The 23,030-nt window shown below is 70.7% G+C and carries 29 protein-coding genes; 16 read left to right on the top strand and 13 right to left on the bottom strand.

Annotated features, from left to right (window positions below; all coding sequences use genetic code 11):
- Positions 1-107: 107 nt before the first annotated feature.
- Together DEJ24_RS17140 and DEJ24_RS00755 are read left to right on the top strand one after the other, a co-directional pair.
- On the top strand, positions 108-884 hold the full coding sequence (locus DEJ24_RS17140) for a carboxymuconolactone decarboxylase family protein (RefSeq protein ID WP_258374555.1): 777 nt from the start codon (positions 108-110) through the stop codon (positions 882-884).
- Positions 881-1,282 carry a cupin domain-containing protein gene (locus DEJ24_RS00755; protein ID WP_111076865.1) on the top strand — a complete coding sequence of 134 codons (402 nt, stop codon included), beginning with the start codon at positions 881-883 and terminating at the stop codon, positions 1,280-1,282. The genes DEJ24_RS17140 and DEJ24_RS00755 overlap by 4 nt, the downstream gene beginning before the upstream one ends.
- Positions 1,283-1,420: 138 nt before the next feature.
- Here the strand turns inward: DEJ24_RS00755 and DEJ24_RS00750 are convergent, their stop codons facing one another.
- From DEJ24_RS00750 to mtnN, 3 genes are all read right to left on the bottom strand, one after another.
- Positions 1,421-2,050, bottom strand: coding sequence for a TetR/AcrR family transcriptional regulator (locus DEJ24_RS00750; protein ID WP_111077081.1), 630 nt, complete (start codon positions 2,048-2,050; stop codon positions 1,421-1,423).
- Positions 2,051-2,160: 110 nt separating this feature from the next.
- Positions 2,161-2,907: an SDR family NAD(P)-dependent oxidoreductase gene (locus tag DEJ24_RS00745; RefSeq protein ID WP_111076864.1), complete on the bottom strand. Its 747-nt coding sequence runs from the start codon at positions 2,905-2,907 to the stop codon at positions 2,161-2,163.
- Positions 2,908-3,042: 135 nt separating this feature from the next.
- Complete coding sequence (gene mtnN / locus DEJ24_RS00740; protein ID WP_181432844.1) at positions 3,043-3,780, bottom strand: 5'-methylthioadenosine/S-adenosylhomocysteine nucleosidase; 738 nt, start codon at positions 3,778-3,780, stop codon at positions 3,043-3,045.
- Between the two features lie 123 nt (positions 3,781-3,903).
- On the opposite strand from mtnN, the gene DEJ24_RS00735 reads away from it, so the two are divergent.
- Together DEJ24_RS00735 and DEJ24_RS00730 are read left to right on the top strand one after the other, a co-directional pair.
- Positions 3,904-4,608 carry an AmiS/UreI family transporter gene (locus DEJ24_RS00735; protein WP_111076862.1) on the top strand — a complete coding sequence of 235 codons (705 nt, stop codon included), beginning with the start codon at positions 3,904-3,906 and terminating at the stop codon, positions 4,606-4,608.
- Positions 4,609-4,636: 28 nt separating this feature from the next.
- A complete protein-coding gene (locus DEJ24_RS00730; RefSeq protein WP_111076861.1) occupies positions 4,637-5,875 on the top strand; it encodes an acyl-CoA dehydrogenase family protein in 1,239 nt (412 codons plus the stop codon).
- Between the two features lie 195 nt (positions 5,876-6,070).
- Here DEJ24_RS00730 and DEJ24_RS00725 read toward each other — a convergent pair whose 3' ends face one another.
- Positions 6,071-6,376, bottom strand: a complete 306-nt coding sequence (locus DEJ24_RS00725) for a hypothetical protein (protein WP_146242589.1) — start codon at positions 6,374-6,376, stop codon at positions 6,071-6,073.
- Here DEJ24_RS00725 and DEJ24_RS00720 point away from each other — a divergent pair.
- Together DEJ24_RS00720 and DEJ24_RS00715 are read left to right on the top strand one after the other, a co-directional pair.
- A complete protein-coding gene (locus DEJ24_RS00720) occupies positions 6,369-6,932 on the top strand; it encodes a hypothetical protein (protein ID WP_111076859.1) in 564 nt (187 codons plus the stop codon). The two genes, DEJ24_RS00725 and DEJ24_RS00720, sit on opposite strands and share 8 nt — an antisense overlap.
- A 20-nt stretch (positions 6,933-6,952) precedes the next feature.
- Positions 6,953-7,411, top strand: coding sequence for a hypothetical protein (locus DEJ24_RS00715; RefSeq protein ID WP_258374581.1), 459 nt, complete (start codon positions 6,953-6,955; stop codon positions 7,409-7,411).
- Between the two features lie 173 nt (positions 7,412-7,584).
- Here the strand turns inward: DEJ24_RS00715 and msrA are convergent, their stop codons facing one another.
- Positions 7,585-8,106 (bottom strand): peptide-methionine (S)-S-oxide reductase MsrA, encoded by a 522-nt coding sequence (gene msrA, locus DEJ24_RS00710; RefSeq protein WP_111076857.1) that lies wholly within the window; start codon positions 8,104-8,106, stop codon positions 7,585-7,587.
- Between the two features lie 128 nt (positions 8,107-8,234).
- Here msrA and DEJ24_RS00705 point away from each other — a divergent pair, with 128 nt between their 5' ends.
- Positions 8,235-8,603, top strand: a complete 369-nt coding sequence (locus tag DEJ24_RS00705; protein ID WP_146242588.1) for a hypothetical protein — start codon at positions 8,235-8,237, stop codon at positions 8,601-8,603.
- A gap of 63 nt (positions 8,604-8,666) precedes the next feature.
- Here the strand turns inward: DEJ24_RS00705 and DEJ24_RS00700 are convergent, their stop codons facing one another.
- A complete protein-coding gene (locus tag DEJ24_RS00700; RefSeq protein WP_111076855.1) occupies positions 8,667-9,659 on the bottom strand; it encodes a helix-turn-helix transcriptional regulator in 993 nt (330 codons plus the stop codon).
- Between the two features lie 156 nt (positions 9,660-9,815).
- Here DEJ24_RS00700 and DEJ24_RS00695 point away from each other — a divergent pair, with 156 nt between their 5' ends.
- From DEJ24_RS00695 to DEJ24_RS00685, 4 genes are all read left to right on the top strand, one after another.
- Positions 9,816-11,543 (top strand): AMP-binding protein, encoded by a 1,728-nt coding sequence (locus DEJ24_RS00695; protein WP_111076854.1) that lies wholly within the window; start codon positions 9,816-9,818, stop codon positions 11,541-11,543.
- 59 nt (positions 11,544-11,602) lie between these two features.
- On the top strand, positions 11,603-11,770 hold the full coding sequence (locus tag DEJ24_RS16700) for a hypothetical protein (RefSeq protein WP_181432843.1): 168 nt from the start codon (positions 11,603-11,605) through the stop codon (positions 11,768-11,770).
- A gap of 3 nt (positions 11,771-11,773) precedes the next feature.
- On the top strand, positions 11,774-12,505 hold the full coding sequence (locus DEJ24_RS00690) for an OBAP family protein (RefSeq protein WP_111076853.1): 732 nt from the start codon (positions 11,774-11,776) through the stop codon (positions 12,503-12,505).
- Between the two features lie 135 nt (positions 12,506-12,640).
- A complete protein-coding gene (locus DEJ24_RS00685) occupies positions 12,641-13,102 on the top strand; it encodes a BLUF domain-containing protein (RefSeq protein WP_111076852.1) in 462 nt (153 codons plus the stop codon).
- 105 nt (positions 13,103-13,207) lie between these two features.
- Here the strand turns inward: DEJ24_RS00685 and DEJ24_RS00680 are convergent, their stop codons facing one another.
- Complete coding sequence (locus tag DEJ24_RS00680; RefSeq protein ID WP_111076851.1) at positions 13,208-14,065, bottom strand: enoyl-CoA hydratase/isomerase family protein; 858 nt, start codon at positions 14,063-14,065, stop codon at positions 13,208-13,210.
- Positions 14,066-14,184: 119 nt separating this feature from the next.
- On the opposite strand from DEJ24_RS00680, the gene DEJ24_RS00675 reads away from it, so the two are divergent.
- Positions 14,185-14,778: a TetR family transcriptional regulator gene (locus DEJ24_RS00675; RefSeq protein ID WP_111076850.1), complete on the top strand. Its 594-nt coding sequence runs from the start codon at positions 14,185-14,187 to the stop codon at positions 14,776-14,778.
- A 62-nt stretch (positions 14,779-14,840) separates the two neighbouring features.
- On the opposite strand, the gene DEJ24_RS00670 is transcribed toward DEJ24_RS00675, so the two are convergent.
- A complete protein-coding gene (locus DEJ24_RS00670) occupies positions 14,841-15,140 on the bottom strand; it encodes a Dabb family protein (RefSeq protein WP_111076849.1) in 300 nt (99 codons plus the stop codon).
- A gap of 153 nt (positions 15,141-15,293) precedes the next feature.
- On the opposite strand from DEJ24_RS00670, the gene DEJ24_RS00665 reads away from it, so the two are divergent.
- A complete protein-coding gene (locus DEJ24_RS00665; protein WP_111076848.1) occupies positions 15,294-15,650 on the top strand; it encodes a VOC family protein in 357 nt (118 codons plus the stop codon).
- Between the two features lie 114 nt (positions 15,651-15,764).
- On the opposite strand, the gene DEJ24_RS00660 is transcribed toward DEJ24_RS00665, so the two are convergent.
- Both DEJ24_RS00660 and DEJ24_RS00655 read right to left on the bottom strand, forming a co-directional pair.
- Positions 15,765-16,229, bottom strand: a complete 465-nt coding sequence (locus tag DEJ24_RS00660; protein ID WP_111076847.1) for a DUF4383 domain-containing protein — start codon at positions 16,227-16,229, stop codon at positions 15,765-15,767.
- A 116-nt stretch (positions 16,230-16,345) separates the two neighbouring features.
- Complete coding sequence (locus DEJ24_RS00655; RefSeq protein ID WP_111077080.1) at positions 16,346-16,657, bottom strand: metal-sensitive transcriptional regulator; 312 nt, start codon at positions 16,655-16,657, stop codon at positions 16,346-16,348.
- Between the two features lie 95 nt (positions 16,658-16,752).
- Here DEJ24_RS00655 and DEJ24_RS00650 point away from each other — a divergent pair, with 95 nt between their 5' ends.
- Genes DEJ24_RS00650 through DEJ24_RS00640 form a run of 3 tightly spaced genes read left to right on the top strand, consistent with a single transcriptional unit; the run spans position 16,753 to position 19,651 of the window.
- Positions 16,753-16,980: a heavy-metal-associated domain-containing protein gene (locus DEJ24_RS00650; protein WP_111076846.1), complete on the top strand. Its 228-nt coding sequence runs from the start codon at positions 16,753-16,755 to the stop codon at positions 16,978-16,980.
- Between the two features lie 5 nt (positions 16,981-16,985).
- On the top strand, positions 16,986-19,199 hold the full coding sequence (locus DEJ24_RS00645) for a cation-translocating P-type ATPase (RefSeq protein ID WP_258374579.1): 2,214 nt from the start codon (positions 16,986-16,988) through the stop codon (positions 19,197-19,199).
- Positions 19,196-19,651 (top strand): DUF4396 domain-containing protein, encoded by a 456-nt coding sequence (locus DEJ24_RS00640; RefSeq protein WP_111076845.1) that lies wholly within the window; start codon positions 19,196-19,198, stop codon positions 19,649-19,651. The genes DEJ24_RS00645 and DEJ24_RS00640 overlap by 4 nt, the downstream gene beginning before the upstream one ends.
- A gap of 90 nt (positions 19,652-19,741) precedes the next feature.
- On the opposite strand, the gene DEJ24_RS00635 is transcribed toward DEJ24_RS00640, so the two are convergent.
- Genes DEJ24_RS00635 through glgX form a run of 3 tightly spaced genes read right to left on the bottom strand, consistent with a single transcriptional unit; the run spans position 19,742 to position 22,894 of the window.
- Complete coding sequence (locus tag DEJ24_RS00635; RefSeq protein ID WP_111076844.1) at positions 19,742-19,927, bottom strand: hypothetical protein; 186 nt, start codon at positions 19,925-19,927, stop codon at positions 19,742-19,744.
- Positions 19,928-19,967: 40 nt separating this feature from the next.
- Positions 19,968-20,855 (bottom strand): SDR family oxidoreductase, encoded by an 888-nt coding sequence (locus tag DEJ24_RS00630; protein WP_111076843.1) that lies wholly within the window; start codon positions 20,853-20,855, stop codon positions 19,968-19,970.
- Between the two features lie 20 nt (positions 20,856-20,875).
- The gene (glgX, locus tag DEJ24_RS00625) at positions 20,876-22,894 is read right to left on the bottom strand and encodes a glycogen debranching protein GlgX (protein WP_111076842.1); all 2,019 of its coding nucleotides are present in this window, start codon (positions 22,892-22,894) and stop codon (positions 20,876-20,878) included.
- Positions 22,895-23,030: the final 136 nt, after the last annotated feature.

Genomic DNA, 23,030 nt, shown 5'->3' with positions numbered 1-23,030 from the left:
TCGGGCTGACGAGGGGTGCTCTGGTGGAGCATCTCTCCGCGCACCGCCGCGGCCTACCGTCGGACACGGCCGCGCAGGTGGCGGCCGGCGAGGAAGGGAACGGCACCATGCCCATCAGTGACGCAGCACGGCAGGAGGTGGCGGCGCTCCTCCCCGGCAGCCCGTCCGACCTCGCCACGACGGACCCGGAGTTCATCGAGCTCCACCAGGACTTCGCCTTCGACGAGGTACTCCGCCACACCTCGCTGTCCCGCGTGGACCGGTTGACGATGCAGCTCGGCGCGATCATCGCCGTCGGCGGCCAGACCGAGTACCGCACGATGCTCGGCGCGGCGCTGAACGGCGGCGTGACCCCCGTCGTCGCGAAGGAGGTCGTCTACCAGACGACCGCGTACGTCGGCGCGGCGCGGTCCATCGACTTCCTCCGCATCACGAACGAGGTCCTCGCGGAGCGCGGCGTCCAGCTCCCGCTGGAGGGCCAGTCGACCACCACCCCCGCCGACCGCCTCGCCGTCGGACGGGCGACGCAGAGCGAGATCGTCGGAGCGGGCGTCGTCGACGGCATGTACGAGACCGCTCCTGCCGACGCTGTCCACGTCCAGGAGTTCCTGTCCGGCAACTGCTTCGGTGACTACTACACCCGCACAGGGTTGGACGTGCAGCGCCGCGAGCTCCTGACGTTCGCGATCCTCGTCGGCCTCGGCGGAGCCGATGCCCAGGTCGCCGGACACGTCGCGATGAACCGCAACGTCGGCAACACCCGGCAGGACCTGCTCGACGTGCTCACCGTCCTGGTGCCGTACGTCGGCTACCCCCGCACCCTCAACGGCCTCGCAGCCATCAACGACGGCGCTCCCGCCGGCAACGGAAAGGAACAGGCATGAACATCGAACCCCGCACCCCGACCCGGAAGAACCCGCCGGAGCAGTTCGCGGGTGACGTTTGGGTGGACATGATCGTCACGCCGCGCGAGGCGGGCCAGCACGCCACCGCGGCGCTCGTCCGGTTCGCGCCCGGCGCCCGCACCGCGTGGCACTCCCACGAGAAGGGCCAGTACCTGCACGTCACCGCCGGCATCGCTCGGTTCGGGACGCGCGACGGCGAGATCATCGAGGTCCACGCCGGGCAGACCCTGTACACGGCCCCGGGCGAGGAGCACTTCCACTCGGCCCCCGAGGACGGCTTCATGGAGCACATCGCGTTCCTGGAACTCGGAGAGGACCCGAGCGTCGCGACGACCTGGAAGGAACACGTCACCGACGACGAGCTCGCCGGTCGCTGATCGCGACGCGGGAGGGTCGCCGGACGGACGGACGGACGGACCGACGGACCGACGGGCGGGAGGCGCGGTGCCAGGTGGCACCGCGCCTCCCGTCCGTTCACGGGGAACGCGTCGTCGTCGCCGTGACGCCGTCGTCGGTCAGGACCAGTCGCCGTCGGCCGTGCCGAGGTGCTCGCGTCCCAGGTCGGTGATCGGGACCGCGGCGAGGCTGGTCAGCCCGATGTCGAGCAGCGTCGCGCGGGAGACGCCGGATCCGCCGAGGGTGGACATCCCCTCGATGACCGCGCAGAAGTACGCTCCCAACGAGCCGGAGTTGGCTGTGCCTTCGATCTCCCCGGCGTCCTGCGCCTCGGCGATGCAGGCGCCGTAGTGGTCCCGCATGGCGTCGAACGAGGCAGCGACGGTGGCGGCGACCTCGGCGTCCTGCGTCGCCAGCTCGACGGCGGCCTTCGTGAAGAGGGACGGGGGAGCCTGCGATGCCCCGTGTTCGACGGCGACCTTCACGAGCTGCGCCCGGATCCGCCCGATCGGGCTGTCCGAGCCGTGGCGGATCGACTCGACGGCGTCGACCGCCTCGGCGGCGTCGCTGAGGAACGCCCGCATGAACAGTTCCTTCTTGCCGCCGAAGGCGTTGTAGAGGCTCTGTCGGGCGAGACCGGTGGCCTCGAGGAGGGTGTCGAGGGACGTGCCGGCATAGCCCGTCTCGGCGAACGCCTTCCGGGCGCGGGCGACGACGTCGGCTTCGTCGAACGTCCGAGGTCTCGGCACGGTCGTCCTCCTGGTCTGCTGCGGGGCTGTCGTGACCATCATGACGCAGCGGGCACGGCCTCGGCTCGGGTGGTGCACCACCCGAGCCCGGTCCGGCGCCGGCCTCGCCGTCAGACGATCGAGGCTCCGCCGTCGACCAGGACCTCGCTGCCGGTCATGCCCGAGCTCTGGTCCGAGACCAGGAACAGGACGGTGGCGGCGATCTCCTCGGGCCGGAGCAGTCGACCGAGCGCGACCCCGGAGGCGATCTGCGCCAGGAGGGCGTCCGGGTCGCTCGGCGCGAGGCCCTTGAGGCCGGGCGTCTCGGTGGGGCCGGGGACGATGGTGTTGATGCGGATCCCACGAGGAGCCAGGTCTGCCGCCCACGTGCGGGTCATCGCCGCGACTGCCGCCTTGGAACCGCCGTAGAGCCCGAAGTGGCGCTCCGTGCCGGACGCCGCGGTCGAGCCGGTCACGACGATCGCGGCACCCTCGTTCAGCAGGGGCAGGGCGCCCTGGATCGTCAGCGTGGTGCCGCGCACGTTCGTTGCGAAGGCGTTGTCGATGTCCTCGGCCGTCACCTCGGCGAGCGGCTTGAACTCGCCCAGTCCGGCATTGGCGTGCACCGCGTCGAGTCCGGTGCCGCGCGCTGCGATCACCTCGAAGAGCGTGCGCACGTCGGCCGGGTCGGAGGCGTCCGCCCGGACGGCGGTGACGGCGTCACCGAACTCGGCCTGGACGGCGTCGAGCTGCGCCTGCCGACGGCCGGTGACGAAGACGTGGGCGCCCTCGTCGACGAAGCGGCGGACGACCGCCTCGCCGATCCCCGAGGTGCCGCCGGTCACCAGTGCGGTCTTGCCGGTGAGTGCTGCGTTCATGTTGAAGCTCCGTTCGTGTAGTGGACTGATCGGTCTCGAACGTACGCTTGCTGGACCGATCAGTCAAGAACTCGAACAGGATGACGCGCGCGGTGTGGAGCCGCTCACGCTGACGGCGGCCGGGCGACACACCGCTCACGCAGCAGGCAGCGGACCCGTCCCCGACGCCAACCCGACGACGAGCCCGTGCACGATCCGGGCAGCCCGGGCGGCTGCATCGTCGAGGTGCTGCCGGAACTCGTCACCGTCCGGCGCGCACAGGTCGCTGATGCCGCGGACCGACACGAACGGCATCGCGTGCACGTGGGCGAACTGGGCGATCGCCGCCGACTCCATGTCGACCGCGGCGACCGTCGGGAAGGCCTGGCGGAGGTCGCGGGCGCGCCCCTCGGTCACGAAGACCTCGCTCGACCCGATCGGTGCCAGACGGACGACGTCGGAGGTCTGGACGTCCTGCGCACGGCGGACGAGGTCGGGGTCCCCGGTGAACCCGGCGGGCATGCCCGGCACCTGGCCGAGCGCGTACCCGAAGGCCGTGGCGTCGGCGTTGAGGTTCACGTACCAGTCGCCGATGACGACGTCGCCGAGCTGGACGTCCCGCGCGAGACCGCCCGCTGTCCCGACGCTGATGACCGGGATGCCCGAGCCGAAGTCGTGGAAGGCGTGGGCGACGGCCGCGGTGGCGTTCGTGAAGCCGATCCCACTCCGGCGGACGGCGACCGCGGAACCGTCGACGTCGAGCAGGTGGTGCTCGTCGTGGCCGCCGGTCGGCCCGTGCAGGACCGGCTCGCCGCCGATCAGGTCCGTGAAGGCCGAGACCTCTTCGCTCATGGCGGCGATCACCACGGCCACGGGTCGTCGAGGGGCATCCACCGGACGATCCTCCCACAGGGGCGTGCGCGATCCGGCGCTGCGGGCCAGCGTCACGAACCGCAGCATTCCGTAAGCGGCGGTCATCTTCCCCCGCTCGTGCACACCGCGTGGCACCTTCTCGGCATGGCCTCCATCTGCTTGATCCTGTCCGCGGCCGCGCTGCTCCTCAACGGCCTCACCCTGCTCGGACGCGTCCCCGGACGCGACAGCGGGGTCTCCAACGTCCTCATCGGCGGGCTGCAGCTGCTGCTCTGCACCGCCGTCGCTGTCACGGCCGACGGGTCGCTCCCGGCCCTGCTCGCGATCACCGGGACGTTCCTGTTCGGCCTGACGTACCTGTACGTCGGGGTGGACGCGCTCGCGGGCCTCGGATCGGCGGGGCTCGGTTGGTTCTGCGGCCTGGTCGCCGTGGCCGCGGTGGTGTTCGCCGGGGTCCACGTCGTCGACGACCCGGTGCTCGCGGTGCTGTGGGCCGGGTGGGCGCTGCTCTGGTCGCTGTTCTTCGTGCTCCTGGCGCTCGGCCGGGCGTCGATCACGGCGTACACCGGCTGGGCGCTGGTGCTGGCCAGCCCACTGACCGCACTCGTGCCGGCGCTGCTCGCCCTCACCGACCGCTGGCCGACGGGATCGGCCGCCGCCGGCGTCGCGGTGCTCGGCGAGCTGGTCGTGTTCGGCGGGGCAGCCGCCCTGGCCCGCCGCAGCGCACGGAGCACGACCGTCCCGGCCACCCGGACCGCCGCGACCGACCCGGCCACCCGGACCACCGCGACCGACCCGGCCACCACGCCGGCCGGTGCGTCCCTGCCCAGTGCGACCGCAGCCTCCTGACCGCCCGCCACACGAGATCGGACGAACCATGACCACGACGACCATCACCCCGCGCACCGTGCCCGACACCGTTCCCGACTACGAGACCCTCGCCGCGCGCTTCCGACCGCTCTTCGACCGGATCGCCGCCGGGGCCTCCGAGCGCGAGCGCACGCACACCCTCCCGACCGCCGAGATCCGCGAACTCGCCGCCGCCGGCTTCGGTGCCCTGCGGGTCCCCGTCGAACACGGCGGCGCCGGTGCCACGCTGCCGCAGCTGTTCCGGCTGCTGACCGAGCTCGCCGCCGCCGACAGCAACATCCCGCAGGCCCTCCGCGGCCACTTCGCCCTGGTCGAGGACCGTCTGGTCGGCCGTTCGGGGGAGAGGGTCGGCTGGCTCGACCGCTTCGGCCGCGGCGAGATCGCCGGCAACTCGTGGACCGAGGTCGGCGCCGTGCAGATCGGCGACGTCATCACGAAGGTCACCCCGCAGCCCGGCGGCACGTTCCGGATCAGCGGGCAGAAGTACTACTCCACGGGCAGCGTCTTCGCGGACTGGATCGACACCTACGCCGAGCGCACCGACACGGGCGAGCGGGTGATCGCGATCGTCGACGCCCACCAGGACGGCGTCACCCACGGCGACGACTGGGACGGCTTCGGCCAGCAGACGACCGGCTCCGGCACGAGCACCTTCGTCGACGCGCGCGTCGAGCCGGACGCGGTCACCCTGTTCGACGACCGGTTCAAGTACCAGACCGCCTTCTACCAGGGGGTGCTGCTGGCGGTCCTTGCCGGGTCGGTCCTGGCCGCCGAACGGGAGGTCGCCCTCGCCGTCCGCACCCGCAACCGCGTCTTCTCACACGGCAACGCCGACACCTTCGCCGCCGACCCGCAGATCCTGCAGGTCGTCGGCGAGGTCTCGTCCGCCGGCTTCGCCGCCGCCGCGATCGTCGACCGGGCAGCGGAGGCGCTGCAGGCCGCGTACGAGGGAGCAGCCCTGGACGAGGCCGAGGACGAGCGCCGGAACGACCGTGCCGAACTCGCGACCGCGCAGGCGCAGGTCGCACTCACGTCGCTCGCGACGCAGGCGACCTCGCACCTGTTCGACGCGCTCGCCGCGTCCGGCGTCAGCACGACGAAGAACCTGGACCGGCACTGGCGGAACGCCCGGACCGCGGGCAGCCACAACCCGTGGGTGTTCAAGGCGCGGATCGTCGGGGACCACGCCGTGAACGGCGCGGAGCCGCCGCGGGTTTGGGCGATCGGCGCGACGCGCGCGCGGTAGCCGCGACCGACGGACGGGAGGCCCGGTACCAGCTGGTACCGGGCCTCCCGTCCGTCGCATACGCGAGCTCTTTGTCCGGAGAACGGGTGCGCAGCGTTGCGGGAGCACGCAATGTTCCCCCAGAACAGGTGCCCGCCCCGTTGAGAGGGACCGAGCAGGAGCTACCGTGAGCGAGCCCGAAGCATTGACACAGTCTCAATAAAGGATCGTCATCGTCATGTTCAGCAAGAAGGTGCTCGTCTCGATCTCGTTGGGGTGGGCCGTGGTCCTGGTCGTAAGCGGCTGCAGTACCGCTGCATCCAACGTCCCGGCGGGTTCCGTCGCCGACCAGTCGGCGTCGTCGGGCTCATCCAGCGGCCAGTCGTCGAGTGTGCCAGTGCCGACGAAGTCGGCTGTGAGCACGGTCGCTGCGCTCCCCTTCAACGCCAGCGGGTACCTCGCGGGGAACGTCACGCCGACGTTGGACGCTGGTGAGGCTGGTGCCGTCTCGGTTGTGTCCACTGCGGCACTGAAGCGCGACGACGCGGTGCTCGGCGGAGGCACGTTGCCCTTCGCGTTCCGCAACAACACTGGTGCGACGATCTCGCACATCGACTTCACCGGGACCGCCACCGTGGACGGCAAGGTGGTCGCGACCGGAGCCAGCCAAGGCACGGTGCCCGCGCACGTCAAGCCCGGGGAAATGGGGTTCAGCTACCTTTACTTGGAGGACGTCAAGTCGCTCCCGGACTCCGGTGCGCAGTACGACTTCCGGGCCTCGACGATGCCTGCCGACAACTCGTCGTTCAACACTGCGCCCCTCAAGGTCACCCAGGCTGACAACAACGGCTCCGCCATAATCGGTTCAGCGGTGAATTCCACAGGCAAGCCGCTGTCCGGGCCGTACGCGGTGGACGTCTACTGCTTCACCGACGGCGCACTCTCGTCCGCTGGCACGATGGACTTCGCAACAGAAACCGGTGATGTTGCACCCGACGGGACGGTCTCGTTCAGCCACGATCTCTACGACTCGCCCTGCGACAGCTTCGTCGTGGGCGTCTCCGGGTACTTCGCATGAAGCGCATGATCGGACCGGTCATGATCGCTGCAGTTCTCGTCCTGAGCGGGTGCAGCGCCGCTGGTTCAACGAATTCCGGTGCCGAGTCGAAGCAGTCCTCGACCGCGGCGGCGGACACTTCGACGACGACTCCCACTCCCACTCCCACCGCGCCTGATCTCGTCGGTACCTGGAAGCAGAACAACTCAGCGAGTGCGGACGGGTACACCAGCGCAACCATCACGGCAGACACCATCACGGTGGAGTTCGTGACGGACAACGGTGACACCAGGTCCCTCTTCTGGGTCGGGACGTATACGCCGCCGACCGACGGATCCGAAAAGTACACGTGGACGTCGAAGCGCGATGAGGCGGCGACGGCTTCGGCCCTCCTGGCCTCCACTGATCCCACGAAGGACTTCGTCTACGACGACGAGGAGATCAGCTTCCCCGTGACGATCGCGGGTACCACAGCCACCGTGCGGATGTCGAAGGACTGAGTCGCTTCAGGTCCTCGGCTGCGGGGAGGCACGATGTCAGACCGGACGACGTGAGCGGCACCGCGGCGGTGACCGAAGGCTCTTCTTGTAGGCGGATCTCGCCGTGCGACGGACGGGAGGCCCGGTACCAGCTGGTACCGGGCCTCCCGTTCCGTTTCTGCTCGCGCTGGGCGTCAGGCCGTGGCAGCCGTCTCGCTGCGCTTCGGGAGCACCCAGTTCGGGCGCACGAAGTGGCACGTGTACCCGTAGGGGTCCTTCTCGAGGTAGTCCTGGTGCTCCTCCTCGGCCTCCCAGAACGGGCCGACCGGAGCGACCTCGGTGACGACCTTGCCCGGCCAGATGCCCGACGCGTCGACGTCCGCGATGGTGTCGAGCGCGACGTCACGCTGCTCGTCCGAGGCGAAGAAGATCGCCGAACGGTAGCTGACACCCACGTCGTTGCCCTGCCGGTCCTTGGTGGACGGGTCGTGGATCTGGAAGAAGAACTCGAGGAGCTCGCGGTACGAGATCACCGAGGAGTCGAAGACGATCTCGACGGCCTCGGCGTGCGTGCCGTGGTTGCGGTAGGTGGCGTTGGGGACGTCGCCGCCGGAGTAGCCGACGCGTGTGCTGATGACGCCCGGGCGTCGGCGGAGCAGCTGCTGTGCTCCCCAGAAACATCCGCCGGCGAGGATCGCGGTCTCGGTGGTGGGCATCGGTACCTCCGTGGTTCGTGACGCTGGCTGCGACAGTACCGGGTGCAACACCGAGGGGCCCCTGCGTGTTCCACGACCGGTCGCCCGAGCCTGGGACCGGGTGCATCCGGGCTGCGTTCACTGGGACGGTGAAGGACATCCACTACGCCGGCCGGGCGATCCGGACCACGAACGGTGCTGCCGACGCCGTCATCAGGTACGCCGCCGTCCTCGGGGCGAACCGGAAGACCGACACCGTCGACGTCCCGACGGTCGACGAGCGCGGACGACCCAGCATCGAGACGCTGCTGCTCGGTCCCGCCAGCCAGATCACCGTGGGGCCCGCAGCGGACGACGCACGGGAGGGTTCCGTCGACGACGCGGGGGTCGACGACGCGGGTGTCGACGACGCGGACTTCATCGAGCAGGTGCGTCGGCTGGCGGTGCTGGCCGGGCCGGTCCGGCCGGTGCACGAGGACCCGGACCTGCGCGCTGAGGGGTTCGACGGCTTCGACTGAGACGCGGAGCACGCGGGCGCGCGGCGCACACTGTGGTGCGCTGCTGCGCGGCCCGCCGCCCCGTCAGCGCCGCAGGGTGTTCCGCGGGTACTCGCCGTAGGCGTTCCGGTACGCGGCGGAGAACCGGCCGAGGTGCGCGAACCCCCACGCTCGGGCGATCGCCTGCACCGACCCCGTCGTCGCGTCCGTCTCCAGCAGCTCCCGTCGCACCCGTTCGAGTCGCACGTGCTGCAGGTAGCGGAGCGGGGTCATCCCGACGTGGCGCTGGAAGGCCTCCTGGGTGGCGCGGACGCTGAGCCCCGCGGCCCGGGCGACGTCCGAGACGTTGAGGGGCTCGGCGACGTGCTCGTGCACGAACTCGACCGCGGCACGCAGGCGTGCGCGACGGGGCAGGAACACGGCGGGCGGCAGCGCGGTGACCGTCGGCGGGTACATCCGGAGGAACGCGGCGGCCGTCCCGCGGGTCAGCGTGTGCCACAGGAGGCTGTCCACACCGCCGACACGGAGTTCGCGGGACAGCAGGGCCAGGCTGTTCCGCCACTGGGTCACGGCGGCGGGGTCGAGGGTGCGCAGGTGGTCGATGCCGAGGTCGGGGACCTGTCCGGTGTGGAACAGCTCGTCGGCGACCTCGTGCACCAGTCGGCGGGACATGTGGACCACACGCTGGTCGTAGTCCTCGTACTCGAACACGAACTCGCGAGCGGTCGGGAAGAGCATCGGGACGTCGCCGGCCATCGGGACGCGGTCGTGGACGACGTCGGGGATCCCGTTGCCGGCGGTGAGCCACTGCACGATGTAGTCGTCGGACGCGCCGATCAGGCCGCGGATCGATCCGGAGATCTGGGAGCGACGGAGCGTGACGTCGGCATCGCCCACCGCCGTGTAGCGGTACGAGAAGGGTCGGTCCGTGGTCCGCGCCGACCAGTGCCGTCCCGCGTAGAAGCCGCTGAGGTCCACGACGGCGGTGTCGGGCGACCCGCCGATCGCCTCGATGCGGACGGTGCTGCGGTCGCCGGCTGTCGAGCGGTCGGGCGCGGTGTCGTCGATCGTGGTCATCCGCGTCCTTCCCGTCCGGGCGCGCAGACAGAGCGCACCATCGAAGACCGTACGGACGGCAGCGTCCTGTCCGCGAGGGGTTGACTCGCCATGTCCGGATGCGCTAACGACTGTGTCCTGCTGGGCATCCCGAGCGGGATGGGGCAAGGTCAGAGGATGCGCACCGAACCTGCCTCCGCCTTCCGCGCCGCCCGAGACGTCCTGCTGCACGCCCGCTCCGACAGTGCCGCGGCACGCCGGGACTTCCGCTGGCCCGACGTCGGCGAGACGTTCAACTGGGCGATCGACTGGTTCGACGTCATCGCGCAGGGCAACGATCGGGAAGCACTGGTGATCGTCGAGGAGGACGGCCGCGAGTCGCACACCACCTACGCCGAGATGTCCGCGCGCTCGGACCGACTGGCGGCACGGCTGCACGACCTCGGCGTCGGCAAGGGCGACCACGTCCTGCTCATGCTCGACAACCAGCTCGAGCTCTGGGAGTCGATGCTCGCGGTGATGAAGGTCGGCGCCGTGATCCTGCCGACCTCGACCATGCTCGGGGCCGCGGACCTGCAGGACCGGATCGACCGCGGACGGGTCGCCCACGTGGTCACGACGTTCCGCGAGACCCCGAAGTACGCCGACGTCACGGGTGACTTCACGCGCATCGTCGTCGGGGGGAGCGCAGACGGGTGGACGTCGTACCCGGCCGACCTCGGCGAACCCGCGCCCGCGGACGAGTGGCGCCCGGAGGTCGTGACCGCGGCCTCCGACCCGTGCCTGGTGTACTTCACCTCGGGCACGACCGACAAGCCGAAGATGGTCGTGCACACGCAGACCTCGTACCCGGTCGGACACCTCACGACCATGTACTGGATCGGGCTGCAGCCGGGCGACGTGCACCTGGCGATCAGTTCGCCCGGCTGGGGCAAGCACGCGTGGAGCTGCTTCTTCGCCCCGTGGATCGCCGAGGCCACGGTCTTCGTCCACAACCAGGAGCGCTTCGACCCGGCCGCCCTGCTGCACCAGCTCGAGCGGGCCGAGGTCACCTCGTTCTGCGCTCCGCCGACCGTGTGGCGCCTGCTCATCCAGGCCGACCTCGGCGCGCGCCCGCGGGCACTGCGCGAGGTGGTCTCCGCCGGTGAGCCCCTCAACCCCGAGGTGATCCGCATGGTCGAGGAGGCCTGGGGTCGGACGATCCGTGACGGCTACGGCCAGACCGAGACCACCGCGATCGTCGGCAACGCCCCCGGCGACACCGTCCGCCCCGGGGCGATGGGCCACGGCCTGCCCGGCGTCGCGATCGAGCTCCTGGACCCGGTGACCGGGGAACCGGGTGTCACCGAGGGCGAGGTCTGCCTGGACCTGACCACCCGGCCGCTCAACCTGATGGCCGGGTACCTCGATGCCCCCGAGCGGACCGACGACGCCCTGCGCGGTGGGTTCTTCCACACGGGTGACGTCGCCACCCGACACGAGGACGGTTCGCTGACGTTCGTCGGGCGCACCGACGACGTCTTCAAGTCCTCGGACTACAAGGTGTCGCCGTTCGAGGTCGAGAGCGCCCTGCTCCAGCACCCCGCGGTCGCCGAGTCCGCCGTCGTCCCGGCCCCGCACGAGTCGCGGCTCAACGTCGTGAAGGCGTACGTCACGCTCGCCGCCGGGTGGGAGCCGACCGCCGAGACCGCGCGGAGCATCCTGGCGCACGCCCGGACCGCGATGCCGGCCTGGCAGCGGGTGCGCCGGGTCGAGTTCGGTGCGCTGCCGAAGACCGTGTCCGGCAAGATCCGCCGTGTCGAACTCCGCGCCCGGGAGCAGGCGGCGGTGGGCGGCGCGCCCGTCGAGGGCGAGTGGCGCGACGACCAGTTCGAGGGCCTGCGCACCGGCCGTCGGGACGACTGACCCGCTGCGGGCGGGACGACTGACCTCCCGCGCACCACGACGCGCGTAGCGTCCGCCCCATGAGCGATGCAACGAACGGAACCGGCCCGGATGGCGTGACCGACCAGGAGGCCCAGCGCACCGAGGACCTGCCCGACGGCTCCGCCTCGGGGAACGCCACCCAGGACCCCCAGCAGGACAGTGACGTGGACTCCGGCGGCGAGCCGGCGGAGCCCGAGGAGGGCTGACCGGTGCCCTGGAACCCCACCGTCCACGACCGTTCGACGGGGGTCCGGCCGCCCGGTGAGGACGGGGGCTTCCGCCTCGCGCTCCTCGACCGTGGTGCCGACCTGCTGCAGCCGACGGACCCCCTGAAGGGGTTCGACGTGTACGTCGTCGGCTTCCACTGCGTGAAGGGCGAACCCGACGTGCAGATGGAGGCGCACCACTACTGCAAGGTGGTGAACGCCGAGATGCTGCAGTGCGTGCTGTTCGACGGCAACACCGCGGACGCCAACCTCATCGGCATCGAGTACATCGTGTCCGAGCGGCTGTTCGACTCGCTGCCCGAGGACGAGAAGCCGTCCTGGCACCCCCACAACCACGAGGTGTTCTCCGGCGAGCTCGTCGCCCCCGGCCTGCCGATCCCGGTCGAGACCGAGCTGATGGGCCACCTGGTCAACTCCTACGGCAAGACCTGGCACACCTGGCACAGCGCACCGATGGGCGGGCACGAGGCCGATCCGCTGCCGGTCGGCGACCCGATGCTGATGTGGTCGTTCAACCGCGAGGGCGAGGTCCAGACCGCCCTGCAGCAGGACCGGAACACCGCCATGCACACGGACCCTGAGCCGCGGAAGGCGTCCCGCGCGAAGCACCTCGACCGCGCACACCCGCAGCGCGGTGTCGGCACGATGCGTGATGACTTCTCCGGCACCACCCCGACCCCGGGCGTCGTGGACGCGGAGGACGGCCGACCCTGACGAGTCGCCCCGATGTCACCGCCCCCCAGCGGACAGCGCCGCCCAGCTCCCAGCCACGCCGGAGTTCGCTGGCATCCGGTTCCTCGCCCGTCCTCCGCGGGTGTGTCGGGCTGCTGAACCGGAAGCGGTGCCCTGATGCTGTCGCTGATCTACTCCAGTGTCGCGACCGACACCTTCGACGACGCCGAGCTGGCCGCCCTGCTCTCGCAGAGCCGGACCGCGAACGAGCGGAACGACGTCACCGGGATGCTGCTGTTCCGGAACGGCTACTTCCTGCAGGTGCTGGAGGGCCCGGACGCGGCGGTGCGGTCGAAGATGGCCACGATCAAGACCGATCCGCGACACACGAAGGTCACGATGCTGCTCGAGGACATCATCGAGGAGCGGCAGTTCCCGGCGTGGACGATGGCGTTCGCGCCGACGTCCGCCACGGACCTGGAGGACGTGCCGGGCTACCGCGCCACGTTCGACGACGTCGAGTCGATCTCCACGGAGACCCCGGCACCGGACGCGGTGCCCTCGAACGCCTCACCGGCGCTCCGCGAGCTGATCCGCTGGTTCCAGGCCCGACCCGACCGGTTCCGCACCGCCGGCTGACCTGACCGGAGACGGACGGGAGGCCCGTGGCGACCCCGCCACGTGCCTCCCGTCCGTCGTGCGCTGTGCTCGGCCCGGTGGTCCGCGCTCAGCGCCGCGATCGGATCAGAGGCCGCTGATCACTGATTCGAGGTCGAGCTCGCCATCGCGGGTCTGCATGCCAGCGGCGAGCAGGACGTGCGCGCGGTCGGCTGCGGCCGGGGTGAACAACGGGCCGAGGAGCGCGTTCTCCGCGGCCAGGCCCGTCCGGGTGATCGCACTCGGGGCGGCGTTCACCGCCTCCTTGACCGCAGACACGACCGCGGGCTGCAGGCCGGCGATCCGACGGGCCAACGCGTCGACGAAGGCGTGGATCTCGTCCGCGGGGAGCGCTCGGTTGACGAGGCCGTACCGCTCCGCGAGTTCGGCATCGACGAGTTGCGCACCGAGGAGGATCTCGAGTGCACGCGCCCGCCCCACGAGTGCGGTGAGGTACTGGGTGCCTCCACCGCCGGCCATGATGTCCATCAGCACCTCCGGCTGCGCCTGCCCGGCCGTGCCGATGGCGGCGAAGCGCATGTCGAGGGCCATCAGGAACTCGTTGCCACCACCTCGGGCGAGGCCGGTGAGCTTGCCGATCGTGACCTGCGGAAGCGAGCGGACCTCCTCGTGGACGACCTGCATGAGGTTGAGGTCGGCGGGGAACTCCGCGTCCGGGTTCGCCTCCATCGCCGCGGCGACCGCTGTGGCCATGACGTCGGGTTCGGTGATGAACCGGGTGTCGCCGTGAGCGATGAAGATGTCCGGGTCGGCGCTGTCGAAGACGATGACGCGCACGTCCTCGTCATCACGGACCTGGGCGACGAACCGGCGGAGCGACGGCAGCAGGGTGCCGTCGGAGAGGTTCAGCGGCGGGTTGTCGATGGAGACGTTCGCGACGCCGTCGGTGACGGTGACACGAAGAGCGGGCAGGTCGTAGGTCATGGGGCTTCTTCCTCAGGAGGTACAGCGGTGACGCCGAGCGTCGAGTCTGACACTGAGTATCACCATAAGCACTCCGTACCACGACTGCAAGTGAGTCCACCTGCTCGTAGGATCGACGCATGAACGCCATGAGCACGCGAGCGATCGGACGAGCGGCGGTGCGGGACGAGCTGGGCAGCATCGGACTCCGTTGCTTCCTGGAGTCAGGCTTCGATGCCGTCACGTTCGAGGACCTGGCCGGCCGCGCGGGGGTTTCGCGGAGCACCTTCTTGCGCTACTTCGGCAGCAAGGAGGACGTCGTCCTCCACGTCTTCGACCCCCTCGGCGAGCAGATGGCGCACGCCCTCCGGGAGCGTCCGGACTCGGAGGACACCTGGACTGCTCTTCGTCATGCGGTCCGGCCCGCCGTGACCCTGATCGAGGACGACCCAGCGACAGGCCTGGCGCGACTCGACCTGGTCTGGTCGACGCCCGCGTTGTGGGCTCGGCTCCACGAGAAGCAGGCAACCTGGCGAGCAGGACTCGCTGCCCTGCTCGTCGAACGTGCGGCCGGCAGCCAGTTGCGACGCATCGCGGTGCAGACACTCGTGATGGCTGCCCTCGGGTGCGTCATCGTCGCGTACGACGGATGGGTCGAGAGTGGCGGAGCTGAGCGCCTCGGCGACCTCGTCGAGGACGCCTTCGCTGCCCTCGCCCCGGGAACGCTCCGCTGACGGACCGCTTCCGTGCACGCCAGCGTGCGCTGACGGCGACCCCGTCCCGGTTGGGGATCGGATCAGCCCGTGACGTCGAAGACGACCACCCGCGCGCTCCGCGCCCCGATGTGGTCCGCCACCGGCTGGTGCGCCGGGTGCGGCAGGTAGGCGTCCCGGGCGGCGGCGTCGCGGAAGCGGACGACGAGCGCCCAGTCGAAGCCGCCCTCGAGCCCCTCGGGGCTGACGCTCGGCCCGGACGCCACGGACACGACCCCGTCGATGGTCGGCAGGTGTTCCGCGACCAGGGCGCTCGCGCGTTCCGGCGCGGTCCCGTCCTCGCCGTCCCAGTCCACGAGCACCACGTGCAGGATCTCGGTCATGGTCGTCCTCCCGTCACGTCCCGCACCGTCGGCGGGGGATCACCCCGAGCCTCCGCCGCCGTGCTGGATGTACCCCGAACCCGCCCGGGGCTGGGTCGTCGCGGGCACCCGGCGGCCTAGCGTCCAGGGCACACCACGACGAGAGGAAACACCATGGCAAGTGGAGTCGCAGCAGTCTGGGTCCCGGTCAGCGACATGGAGCGCGCCGTCGCGTTCTACCGCGACACGCTCGGTCTCACGGTGAAGGACCAGTCCGAGGACTGGAGCGAGATCGACGCCGGCGGTGTGATGATCGGTCTCAACGGACGCGAGTCCGCCAGCCAGTCGAGCGACGGCGGCGCGGTCGTCTCGTTCCAGCCGGACGGCAGCATCGAGGACGAGGTCGCCTCGCTCAAGGAGCGCGGTGCCGACATCCAGGGCGAGATCAGCGAGCACCCGTGGGGCAAGATCATCCCCTTCAAGGACAGCGAGGGCAACGACCTGCAGCTGTACTCGCCGCCGCAGGGCTGACGACGGAGTGGCCGTGCGACGTCGCACGGCCGGACCGCATGACGGGAGGCCCGTGACCATCTGGTCACGGGCCTCCCGTCATGCGTCAGCGCGGTGCGCGGACCGTCACCGTGTTCAGCGGGCGGTCCGGGCTCCGGCGCGCGGCAGGACGATGCCGAGGATGATCATCGCGACGGCGAGGACCAGGTGCAGCACGTTGTCGGCGCTGTTCAGCGGCACGAAGTTCGCGGCGCTGGCCATGCCGGCGGTGAACAGGCCGTAGATGAAGAGCACGGCGTAGATGATGCCGCCGACGAGCAGGTACTGGCGGGAGAAGCCGTGCGAGCGAGCGGCGATCAGGCCGACGATGCCGAACAGCAGGTGCACGATGTTGTGCAGGACGGAGACCTGGAACAGGCCCAGGAGCTGCGCGTTCGAGTCGTTGCCGGCGGCCATCATGCTGCCCATGTCCATGGTCAGGCCGGGGATGAAGCCGGCGATGCCGACGATGAGGAAGACGACGCCGAAGACCAGCGCGCCCTTCTGCGTGAGCGTGCGGCCGTAGCCGTGGTCGGTGCGGGTCGATGCGTTGGTGGTCATGAAGGAACCTTTCGTCAGGAGTCGACGCGGTCGGTTGCCATGCGCCTCGCAGGACATTCGGAGTGGACCAGCAGTCGGTTTGGTGGGAGAACCCAGCAGTACACGAGGCGGAGCCGTCACGACCGGACGAGGCGTTTGATGGCCAATGTCGCTTCCTGGATCTTCTGTTCGGCCTCGTCGCCGCCCTGGGCCACCGCGTCGGTGACACAGTGACGCAGGTGGTCCTCGAGCAGGCCCATCGACACCGCCTGCAACGCCTTCGTCATCGCGGACACCTGGGTGAGGATGTCGATGCAGTACTCCTCGTCCTCCACCATGCGCTGCAGCCCACGCGCCTGGCCCTCGATGCGGCGCAGCCGCTTGCGGTAGTCGTCCTTCGCGGAGATGTAGCCGTGGTGGTGCGCGCTCTGTGCTGTCTCGTCGCTCATCGGGAACACATCCTCGTCGTCGGCGTTACGGTAGGGGTACCCCCCATGGGTATGTGCACATCGTACCCGTCCGACGGGCGACACGAGGAGGACCGATGACCGAGCAGCAGACCGTGACCTACGGCATCGACGGCATGACGTGTGAGCACTGCGTCATGAGCATCGACGAGGCGTTCCGTGAGTTGCCGGGCGTGACCGACGTGCAGGTCGACCTGGTCGCCGGCGGCCGCTCCACCGCGACCGTGACGAGCGCGGCACCCCTGGACGGCACGGCCGTGGACGCCGCGGTCGAGGACGCCGGCTACACCCTGGCGGAGCGCTGACCCCGGTGGCGGCACCTGCTCCAGCGGTCGAGCTCGCGATCGAGGGCATGACGTGTGCCTCGTGCGCGAACCGCATCGAGCGCAAGCTCAACAGGATGCCCGGGGTGTCGGCGACCGTGAACTACGCCACCGAGACCGCGACGGTCTCGCTGCCTGACGGCACCGCGGTGGACGACGCCATCGCGACCGTCGAGCAGGCCGGCTACGGAGCGCACCGCCCCGAGCCCGAGCAGCCCGACGTGGACGCCCTCGCCCCGCTCCGACGACGCCTGGTCGTCTCCACCGTCCTGGCGGTCCCGGTCGTCGCGCTGTCGATGGTCCCCGCGTTCCAGTTCCCCTGGTGGCAGTGGGTCGCGCTGGTGCTCGCCGCCCCGGTGGCGACCTGGGGCGCCTGGCCCTTCCACCGGGCCGCAGCACTGAACGCCCGGCACGGCACCGCGACGATGGACACCCTCGTCAGCCTGGGCATCGTCGCCGCCGGACTCTGGTCGGTGTGGGCGCTCGTGTTCGGCGGCGCCGGTGGGCCCGACATGCACATGACGTTCGCGTTCACCGCGCCCCGTGGTGCCGCCCCCGAGCCGTACCTCGAGGTCGCCGCCGCCGTGACCGTGTTCCTGCTCGCCGGCCGGTACGCCGAGGGGCGGGCGAAGACCCGGTCCAGCGCCGCCCTGCGGGCGCTGCTCGCCCTCGGCGCCAGCACCGCCCGGGTGCTCCGCGACGGTCGGGAGGTCGAGGTCCCGGCCGCGTCCCTCCGTGTCGGCGACCGGTTCGTCGTCCGACCCGGTGAGCGGATCGCCACCGACGGCACCGTCGTCGACGGGACCAGCGCCGTCGACACGAGCGTCATGACGGGGGAGAGCGTCCCCGTCGAGGTCGGCCCCGGCACCGCGGTGACCGGTGCGACCGTCAACGTCGGCGGGCTGCTCACCGTCGAGGCCGTCCGGGTCGGTGCGGACACCGAGCTCGCCCGGATCGGCAAGCTCGTCACCGAGGCCCAGACCGGCAAGGCCGACGTCCAGCGCCTGGCCGACCGGGTCTCCGGGGTGTTCGTCCCCGTCGTGCTCGGGCTCGCCGCACTGACCCTGGTCGGGTGGCTCGTGCTCACCGGGGACGTCGAGGCCGCCCTGACCGCCGCAGTCGCGACGCTCGTCATCGCCTGTCCCTGCGCGCTCGGCCTCGCGACACCGACGGCGCTCCTCGTCGGCACCGGCCGCGGGTCCCAGCTCGGGATCCTCATCCGCGGCCCGCAGGTCCTCGAGGCCACCCGCCGGATCGACACCGTCCTGCTGGACAAGACCGGCACGGTCACCACCGGCACGATGCGCGTCACCGACGTCCTGCCCGCCGAGGGCGAGGACGCCGACGCCGTCCTGCGCGCCGCGGCCGCCGCCGAGTCCGGCTCCGAGCACCCGATCGCCCGGGCACTCGTCGCTGCCGTCCCGGATGCGGCACGACCGGAGTCGTTCGCGTCGAGCGCCGGCCTCGGCGTGCAGGCCGTCGTGGACGGTGTCCTCGTGCTCGTCGGTCGACCGGCCTGGCTCACCGACGAGTGGTCCGTCCCGATGCCCGGGTCGCTGGCCGTCGCCGTCACCGATGCCGAGCAGGCCGGGCGCACCACGGTCGCGGTGGCGTGGGACGGCCGGGTCCGCGGGCTCGTCGTCGTCGCCGACACCGTCGCCCCCGGCGCGGCCGAGGCCGTTCGCCGGCTGCAGGAGCTCGGCCTCGACACCATGCTCCTGACCGGTGACGCCGCCGGGGTCGCGCACCGTGTCGCGGCCGAGGTCGGCATCAGCCGGGTGACGGCCGGCGTCCGACCCGAGGACAAGTACCGCGTCGTCACCGAACTGCAGGCCGCCGGTCGCACCGTCGCCATGGTGGGCGACGGCGTGAACGACGCGGCCGCGCTCGCCGCAGCGGACCTGGGCATCGCGATGGGCACCGGGACGGACGCCGCGGTCGAGGCCGCGGACATCACCCTGGTCCGCGCCGACCTCCGGGCGGCCGTCGACGCCGTCCGGCTGTCGCGCCGCACGCTCCACACCATCCGGACGAACCTGTTCTGGGCCTTCGCCTACAACGTCGCGGCGATCCCGCTCGCGATGGCCGGGCTGATGAACCCCGTCATCGCGGGTGCCGCCATGGCACTGTCGTCGGTCTTCGTGCTGACGAACAGCCTGCGCCTCCGCCGCTTCCGGTCGGTCGACGGGAGCGCACGGTGAGCGGGCACGCGCACGACACGACCACGTGGTCGACGGCGGCCCAGGCGACGCTGCACTGCCTGACCGGCTGCGCGATCGGCGAGGTCCTCGGCATGGTCATCGGCACCGCCACGGGGCTGCACAACGCCGGCACCGTGGTGCTGTCGATCGTGCTGGCGTTCGTCTTCGGCTACGCCCTGACCATGCGTGGGGTGCTCCGCTCCGGCCTGTCGTTGCGCGCGGCTCTCCGGGTGGCGCTCGCCGCCGACACGTTGTCCATCGCGGTGATGGAGGTCATCGACAACACGGTCGTCGTCGCGATCCCGGGCGCCCTCGACGCGCAGCTCGACCAGTGGCTGTTCTGGGGCTCCCTGGCGCTGTCCCTCGCCCTGGCCTTCGTCGTCACGACCCCCGTCAACCGGGCACTGATGCGCCGCGGGCTCGGCCACGCGAAGGTGCACGGGCACCACTGAGCGCACCACGGCGCACACACATGACGGGAGGCCCGGTACCAGCTGGTACCGGGCCTCCCGTCATGTGGTCAGCGCGTGTTCGCCGTCCGGTCAGGCGTCAGCGTCGCCCGCAGCGGCGTCACCGTCGGTGGCGTCCTCTTCCGGGTTGAAGTGCGAGTCGTCTCCGACGAACCCGGCGGCCACGCCCTCGGGCTCGTTGGGGACGGTCCCGTCGTCGCCGAGGCCGTCCGGCTTCGGCGTGCCCTCGGGGTCGTGCGACGTGGTGTCGTTGCTCATCGTGTGCTCCTTCGCAGTGCTGGCCGGACTCGGACGTCGGTCAGAAGGCGGGCGTGCCGCCCGCGACCGTGATCGTCGAACCGGACTGGTAGCTCGATTCTGGACTGACCAGGTGGACGTACGCCGCGGCCAGCTCGGCGGGCTGTCCCGGACGCCCGTAGGGCGCCTGCTGCCCGAACGTCGACACCGTCTCGGCGTCGTCCGATCCCGGCTGCAGCGGTGTCCACACCGGACCCGGGGCGACCGAGTTGACGCGGATGCCCTTCGGCGCGAGCTGCTGGGCGACCGCCTCGGTGAAGAGCTTGATCGCACCCTTCGAGACGGCGTAGTCGATCTTGTCCGGCGACGGGGTGGACGCCTGGATCGAGCCCGTCGTGACGATCGTCGAGCCGGGCTCCAGGTGCGGGACCGCGGCCTTCGTCAGCCAGAACAGCGAGTAGATGTTCGTCTTGAAGGTCGAGTCGAACATCGACGTGTCGAGGGTCAGGATGTCGTCGTTGCTGTCCATCCGGCCGGCGACCATGACGAGCGTGTCCAGGCCGCCGAGCTCGTCGACGCCCTTCTGCACCAGGTCGCTGCAGTACTGCTCGTCGGAGATGTCCCCGGGGAAGAGCACGATCGTGCGGCCCTCGCCCTGCAGCAGGTCGCGGACCTCCTCCGCGTCCTGCTGTTCGTCGGGCAGGTACGAGAGCACCAGGTCGGCGCCCTCCCGCGCCAGGCCGATCGCGGCGGCGCGGCCGATACCGGAGTCGGCACCCGTGACGATGCCGCGGAAGCCCTCCAGCCGGCCCTTGCCGACGTAGCTCTCCTCGCCGTGGTCCGGCTTCGGGTCCATCTTCCACGCGGCCCCGGGCAGCGACTGCTCCTGCTTCGGGAACGGTGGCACCGGGTAGAGGGTGGTCGGGTCCTGCTTCTCGTACTGGCTCATGGACTCACTGTCCTCTCGGGCTACTGCAGGGCCGTGAAGGAGGCGTCGCGGACGAGCAGGGTCGTCGCGTCGTCGTCCACGGCCTGGTCGGGGTCGCTCGACAGGCCGAGGGACCACGAGCCGCCGCCCGGACGCTCCGGCAGGGTGAACTCGACGGTCGTCTCCGAGGCGTTGAGCAGCAACGCGATGCTGTCGTCGCCCTGTCCGAGCACCAGGATCACGGCCCGGTTGCCGCCGTCGGTCCAGTCGCCGTCCTCGAAGTCGTTCGCGTCGGCACGGAGCACCGACACCGTCGAGGGGGAGATGCCCGGCGCGGTGCGGTACCACTCCGGACGGAGCGCGACGTGCTGCTTGCGGAACGCGATGGCCGCGGTCGTGAAGGCGAGCAGGTCCTGGTCGGCGCGGGCCCAGTCGAACCAGGAGATCTCGTCGTCCTGGCAGTAGGCGTTGTTGTTGCCGCCCTGCGAGCGGGCGATCTCGTCGCCACCGAGGATCATCGGCACACCGGCCGAGAGCAGCAGCGTGCCGAGGAAGTTCCGCCGCTGACGGTTGCGGTAGTCGTTGACGCTCTCGTCGTCGCTCGGGCCCTCGATGCCGCCGTTGAACGAGGTGTTGTTGCTCTCGCCGTCGTTGTTGTCCTCGCCGTTCGCCTCGTTGTGCTTCTCGGCGTACATGGTGAGGTCGGCCAGCGTGAAGCCGTCGTGCGCGGTGACGAAGTCGACCGAGCAGAGCGGCGACCGGCGCGAGCCCTCGTAGACGTCGGGGGAGCCGAGGACGCGCTGCACGGCGTCGCCGAGCGTGCCCTCGTCGCCGCGCCAGAACGAGCGGAGGTCGTCGCGGTACTTGCCGTTCCACTCCGACCAGTCGGCCGGGAAGCCGCCGACCTGGTAGCCCGCGGTGTCCCACGGCTCGGCGATCATCTTGACGTCGCGGAGTACCGGGTCCTGGTGGATGATGTCGAGGAACGCGGAGTGCTTCTCGGCCTCGCCGTCCTGCCGGGTCAGCGTGGTGGCGAGGTCGAAGCGGAAGCCGTCCACGTGCATCTCCTCGACCCAGTAGCGGAGCGAGTCGGTGATGAGCCCGAGCGCGTTCGGGTGCGACACATTCAGGCTGTTGCCCGTGCCGGTGGTGTCGAAGTAGTTGGCCTCGTCGCCCTCGACCAGGCGGTAGTACGACTGGTTGTCGAGGCCCTTGAAGGAGAGCGTCGGGCCCATGTGGTTGCCCTCGGCGGTGTGGTTGTAGACGACGTCCAGGATGACCTCGAGCCCTGCGGCGTGCAGGGCCTTGACCATCTCCTTGAACTCCGTGACCTGCTGGCCGGCGGTGCCCGAGGCGGAGTACTCGTTGTGGGGGGCGAAGAAGCCGATGCTGTTGTAGCCCCAGTAGTTGCGGAGGCCCTTGTCCACGAGTGTGGAGTCCTGCACGAACTGGTGGATCGGCAGCAGCTCGACGGCGGTGATGCCGAGGTCGGTGAGGTGCTTGATCGCGGCCGGGTGTGCCAGGCCCGCGTAGGTGCCGCGGATCTCCTCGGGCACGTCGGGGTGCTGCTTGGTGAAGCCCTTCACGTGGACCTCGTACACGACGGTGTCGGCGAGCGGGGTCTCGAGTCGGGTGTCGCCCTGCCAGTCGAACGAGCGGTCGGCGACGACGGAGCGCGGCATGGCGTCGGCCGAGTCGGACTCGTCCATCTGCTCCGGCTCGTTCATGTCGTGGCCGAACAGCTCCTGGCCCCATCGGTAGTCACCGTCGATCGCGGTGGCGTACGGGTCGAGCAGGAGCTTCGCCGCGTTGTGGCGCAGGCCGTTCGCCGGGTCCCAGGCGCCGTGGACGCGGAAGCCGTAGCGGGTGCCGACGGTGACGTCCGGCACGACGTCGTGGAAGGTGTAGCCGGTGCGCTTCGTCAGCTCGGTCCGGTGCTCGGTGCCGTCGTCGTCGAACCGGCAGAACTCGATGCGCTCGGCAGTGCTGGAGAAGACGGCGACGTTGGCGCCGCCGTCGACGAGGGTGACGCCGAGCGGGTTCCGCGTGGAGGAGGTCATGACTCCTTCTACCGGTCGGCGACTGTGCTCGGCATCGATCGGCGTACCCCGAGGCGGCGCATGACGGCGTACCCCGACGGCGGACGACGGGCGGCGCGGTGCTCGCGTGCGGCGGACGGGCATGGGAACATCAGGT

The organism is Curtobacterium sp. MCPF17_001 (assembly GCF_003234615.1).
Lineage (GTDB): Bacteria > Actinomycetota > Actinomycetes > Actinomycetales > Microbacteriaceae > Curtobacterium.
This window is presented reverse-complemented; position numbering and strand designations above follow the sequence as displayed.

Coding starts and splice junctions, on each gene's coding strand:
- DEJ24_RS00670 (WP_111076849.1), bottom strand. CDS start 15,140: ATGACCGAGATCCTGCACGTGGTGCTCGTGGACTGGGACGGCGAGGAC.
- DEJ24_RS00665 (WP_111076848.1), top strand. CDS start 15,294: ATGGCAAGTGGAGTCGCAGCAGTCTGGGTCCCGGTCAGCGACATGGAG.
- glgX (WP_111076842.1), bottom strand. CDS start 22,894: ATGACCTCCTCCACGCGGAACCCGCTCGGCGTCACCCTCGTCGACGGC.
- DEJ24_RS00635 (WP_111076844.1), bottom strand. CDS start 19,927: ATGAGCAACGACACCACGTCGCACGACCCCGAGGGCACGCCGAAGCCG.
- DEJ24_RS00735 (WP_111076862.1), top strand. CDS start 3,904: ATGGCCTCCATCTGCTTGATCCTGTCCGCGGCCGCGCTGCTCCTCAAC.
- DEJ24_RS00715 (WP_258374581.1), top strand. CDS start 6,953: ATGATCGCTGCAGTTCTCGTCCTGAGCGGGTGCAGCGCCGCTGGTTCA.
- DEJ24_RS00695 (WP_111076854.1), top strand. CDS start 9,816: ATGCGCACCGAACCTGCCTCCGCCTTCCGCGCCGCCCGAGACGTCCTG.
- DEJ24_RS00745 (WP_111076864.1), bottom strand. CDS start 2,907: ATGAACGCAGCACTCACCGGCAAGACCGCACTGGTGACCGGCGGCACC.
- DEJ24_RS00650 (WP_111076846.1), top strand. CDS start 16,753: ATGACCGAGCAGCAGACCGTGACCTACGGCATCGACGGCATGACGTGT.
- DEJ24_RS00730 (WP_111076861.1), top strand. CDS start 4,637: ATGACCACGACGACCATCACCCCGCGCACCGTGCCCGACACCGTTCCC.
- DEJ24_RS16700 (WP_181432843.1), top strand. CDS start 11,603: ATGAGCGATGCAACGAACGGAACCGGCCCGGATGGCGTGACCGACCAG.
- DEJ24_RS00675 (WP_111076850.1), top strand. CDS start 14,185: ATGAACGCCATGAGCACGCGAGCGATCGGACGAGCGGCGGTGCGGGAC.
- DEJ24_RS00685 (WP_111076852.1), top strand. CDS start 12,641: ATGCTGTCGCTGATCTACTCCAGTGTCGCGACCGACACCTTCGACGAC.
- DEJ24_RS00700 (WP_111076855.1), bottom strand. CDS start 9,659: ATGACCACGATCGACGACACCGCGCCCGACCGCTCGACAGCCGGCGAC.
- DEJ24_RS00680 (WP_111076851.1), bottom strand. CDS start 14,065: ATGACCTACGACCTGCCCGCTCTTCGTGTCACCGTCACCGACGGCGTC.
- DEJ24_RS00660 (WP_111076847.1), bottom strand. CDS start 16,229: ATGACCACCAACGCATCGACCCGCACCGACCACGGCTACGGCCGCACG.
- DEJ24_RS00630 (WP_111076843.1), bottom strand. CDS start 20,855: ATGAGCCAGTACGAGAAGCAGGACCCGACCACCCTCTACCCGGTGCCA.
- DEJ24_RS00755 (WP_111076865.1), top strand. CDS start 881: ATGAACATCGAACCCCGCACCCCGACCCGGAAGAACCCGCCGGAGCAG.
- DEJ24_RS17140 (WP_258374555.1), top strand. CDS start 108: ATGCCCATCAGTGACGCAGCACGGCAGGAGGTGGCGGCGCTCCTCCCC.
- DEJ24_RS00655 (WP_111077080.1), bottom strand. CDS start 16,657: ATGAGCGACGAGACAGCACAGAGCGCGCACCACCACGGCTACATCTCC.
- msrA (WP_111076857.1), bottom strand. CDS start 8,106: ATGCCCACCACCGAGACCGCGATCCTCGCCGGCGGATGTTTCTGGGGA.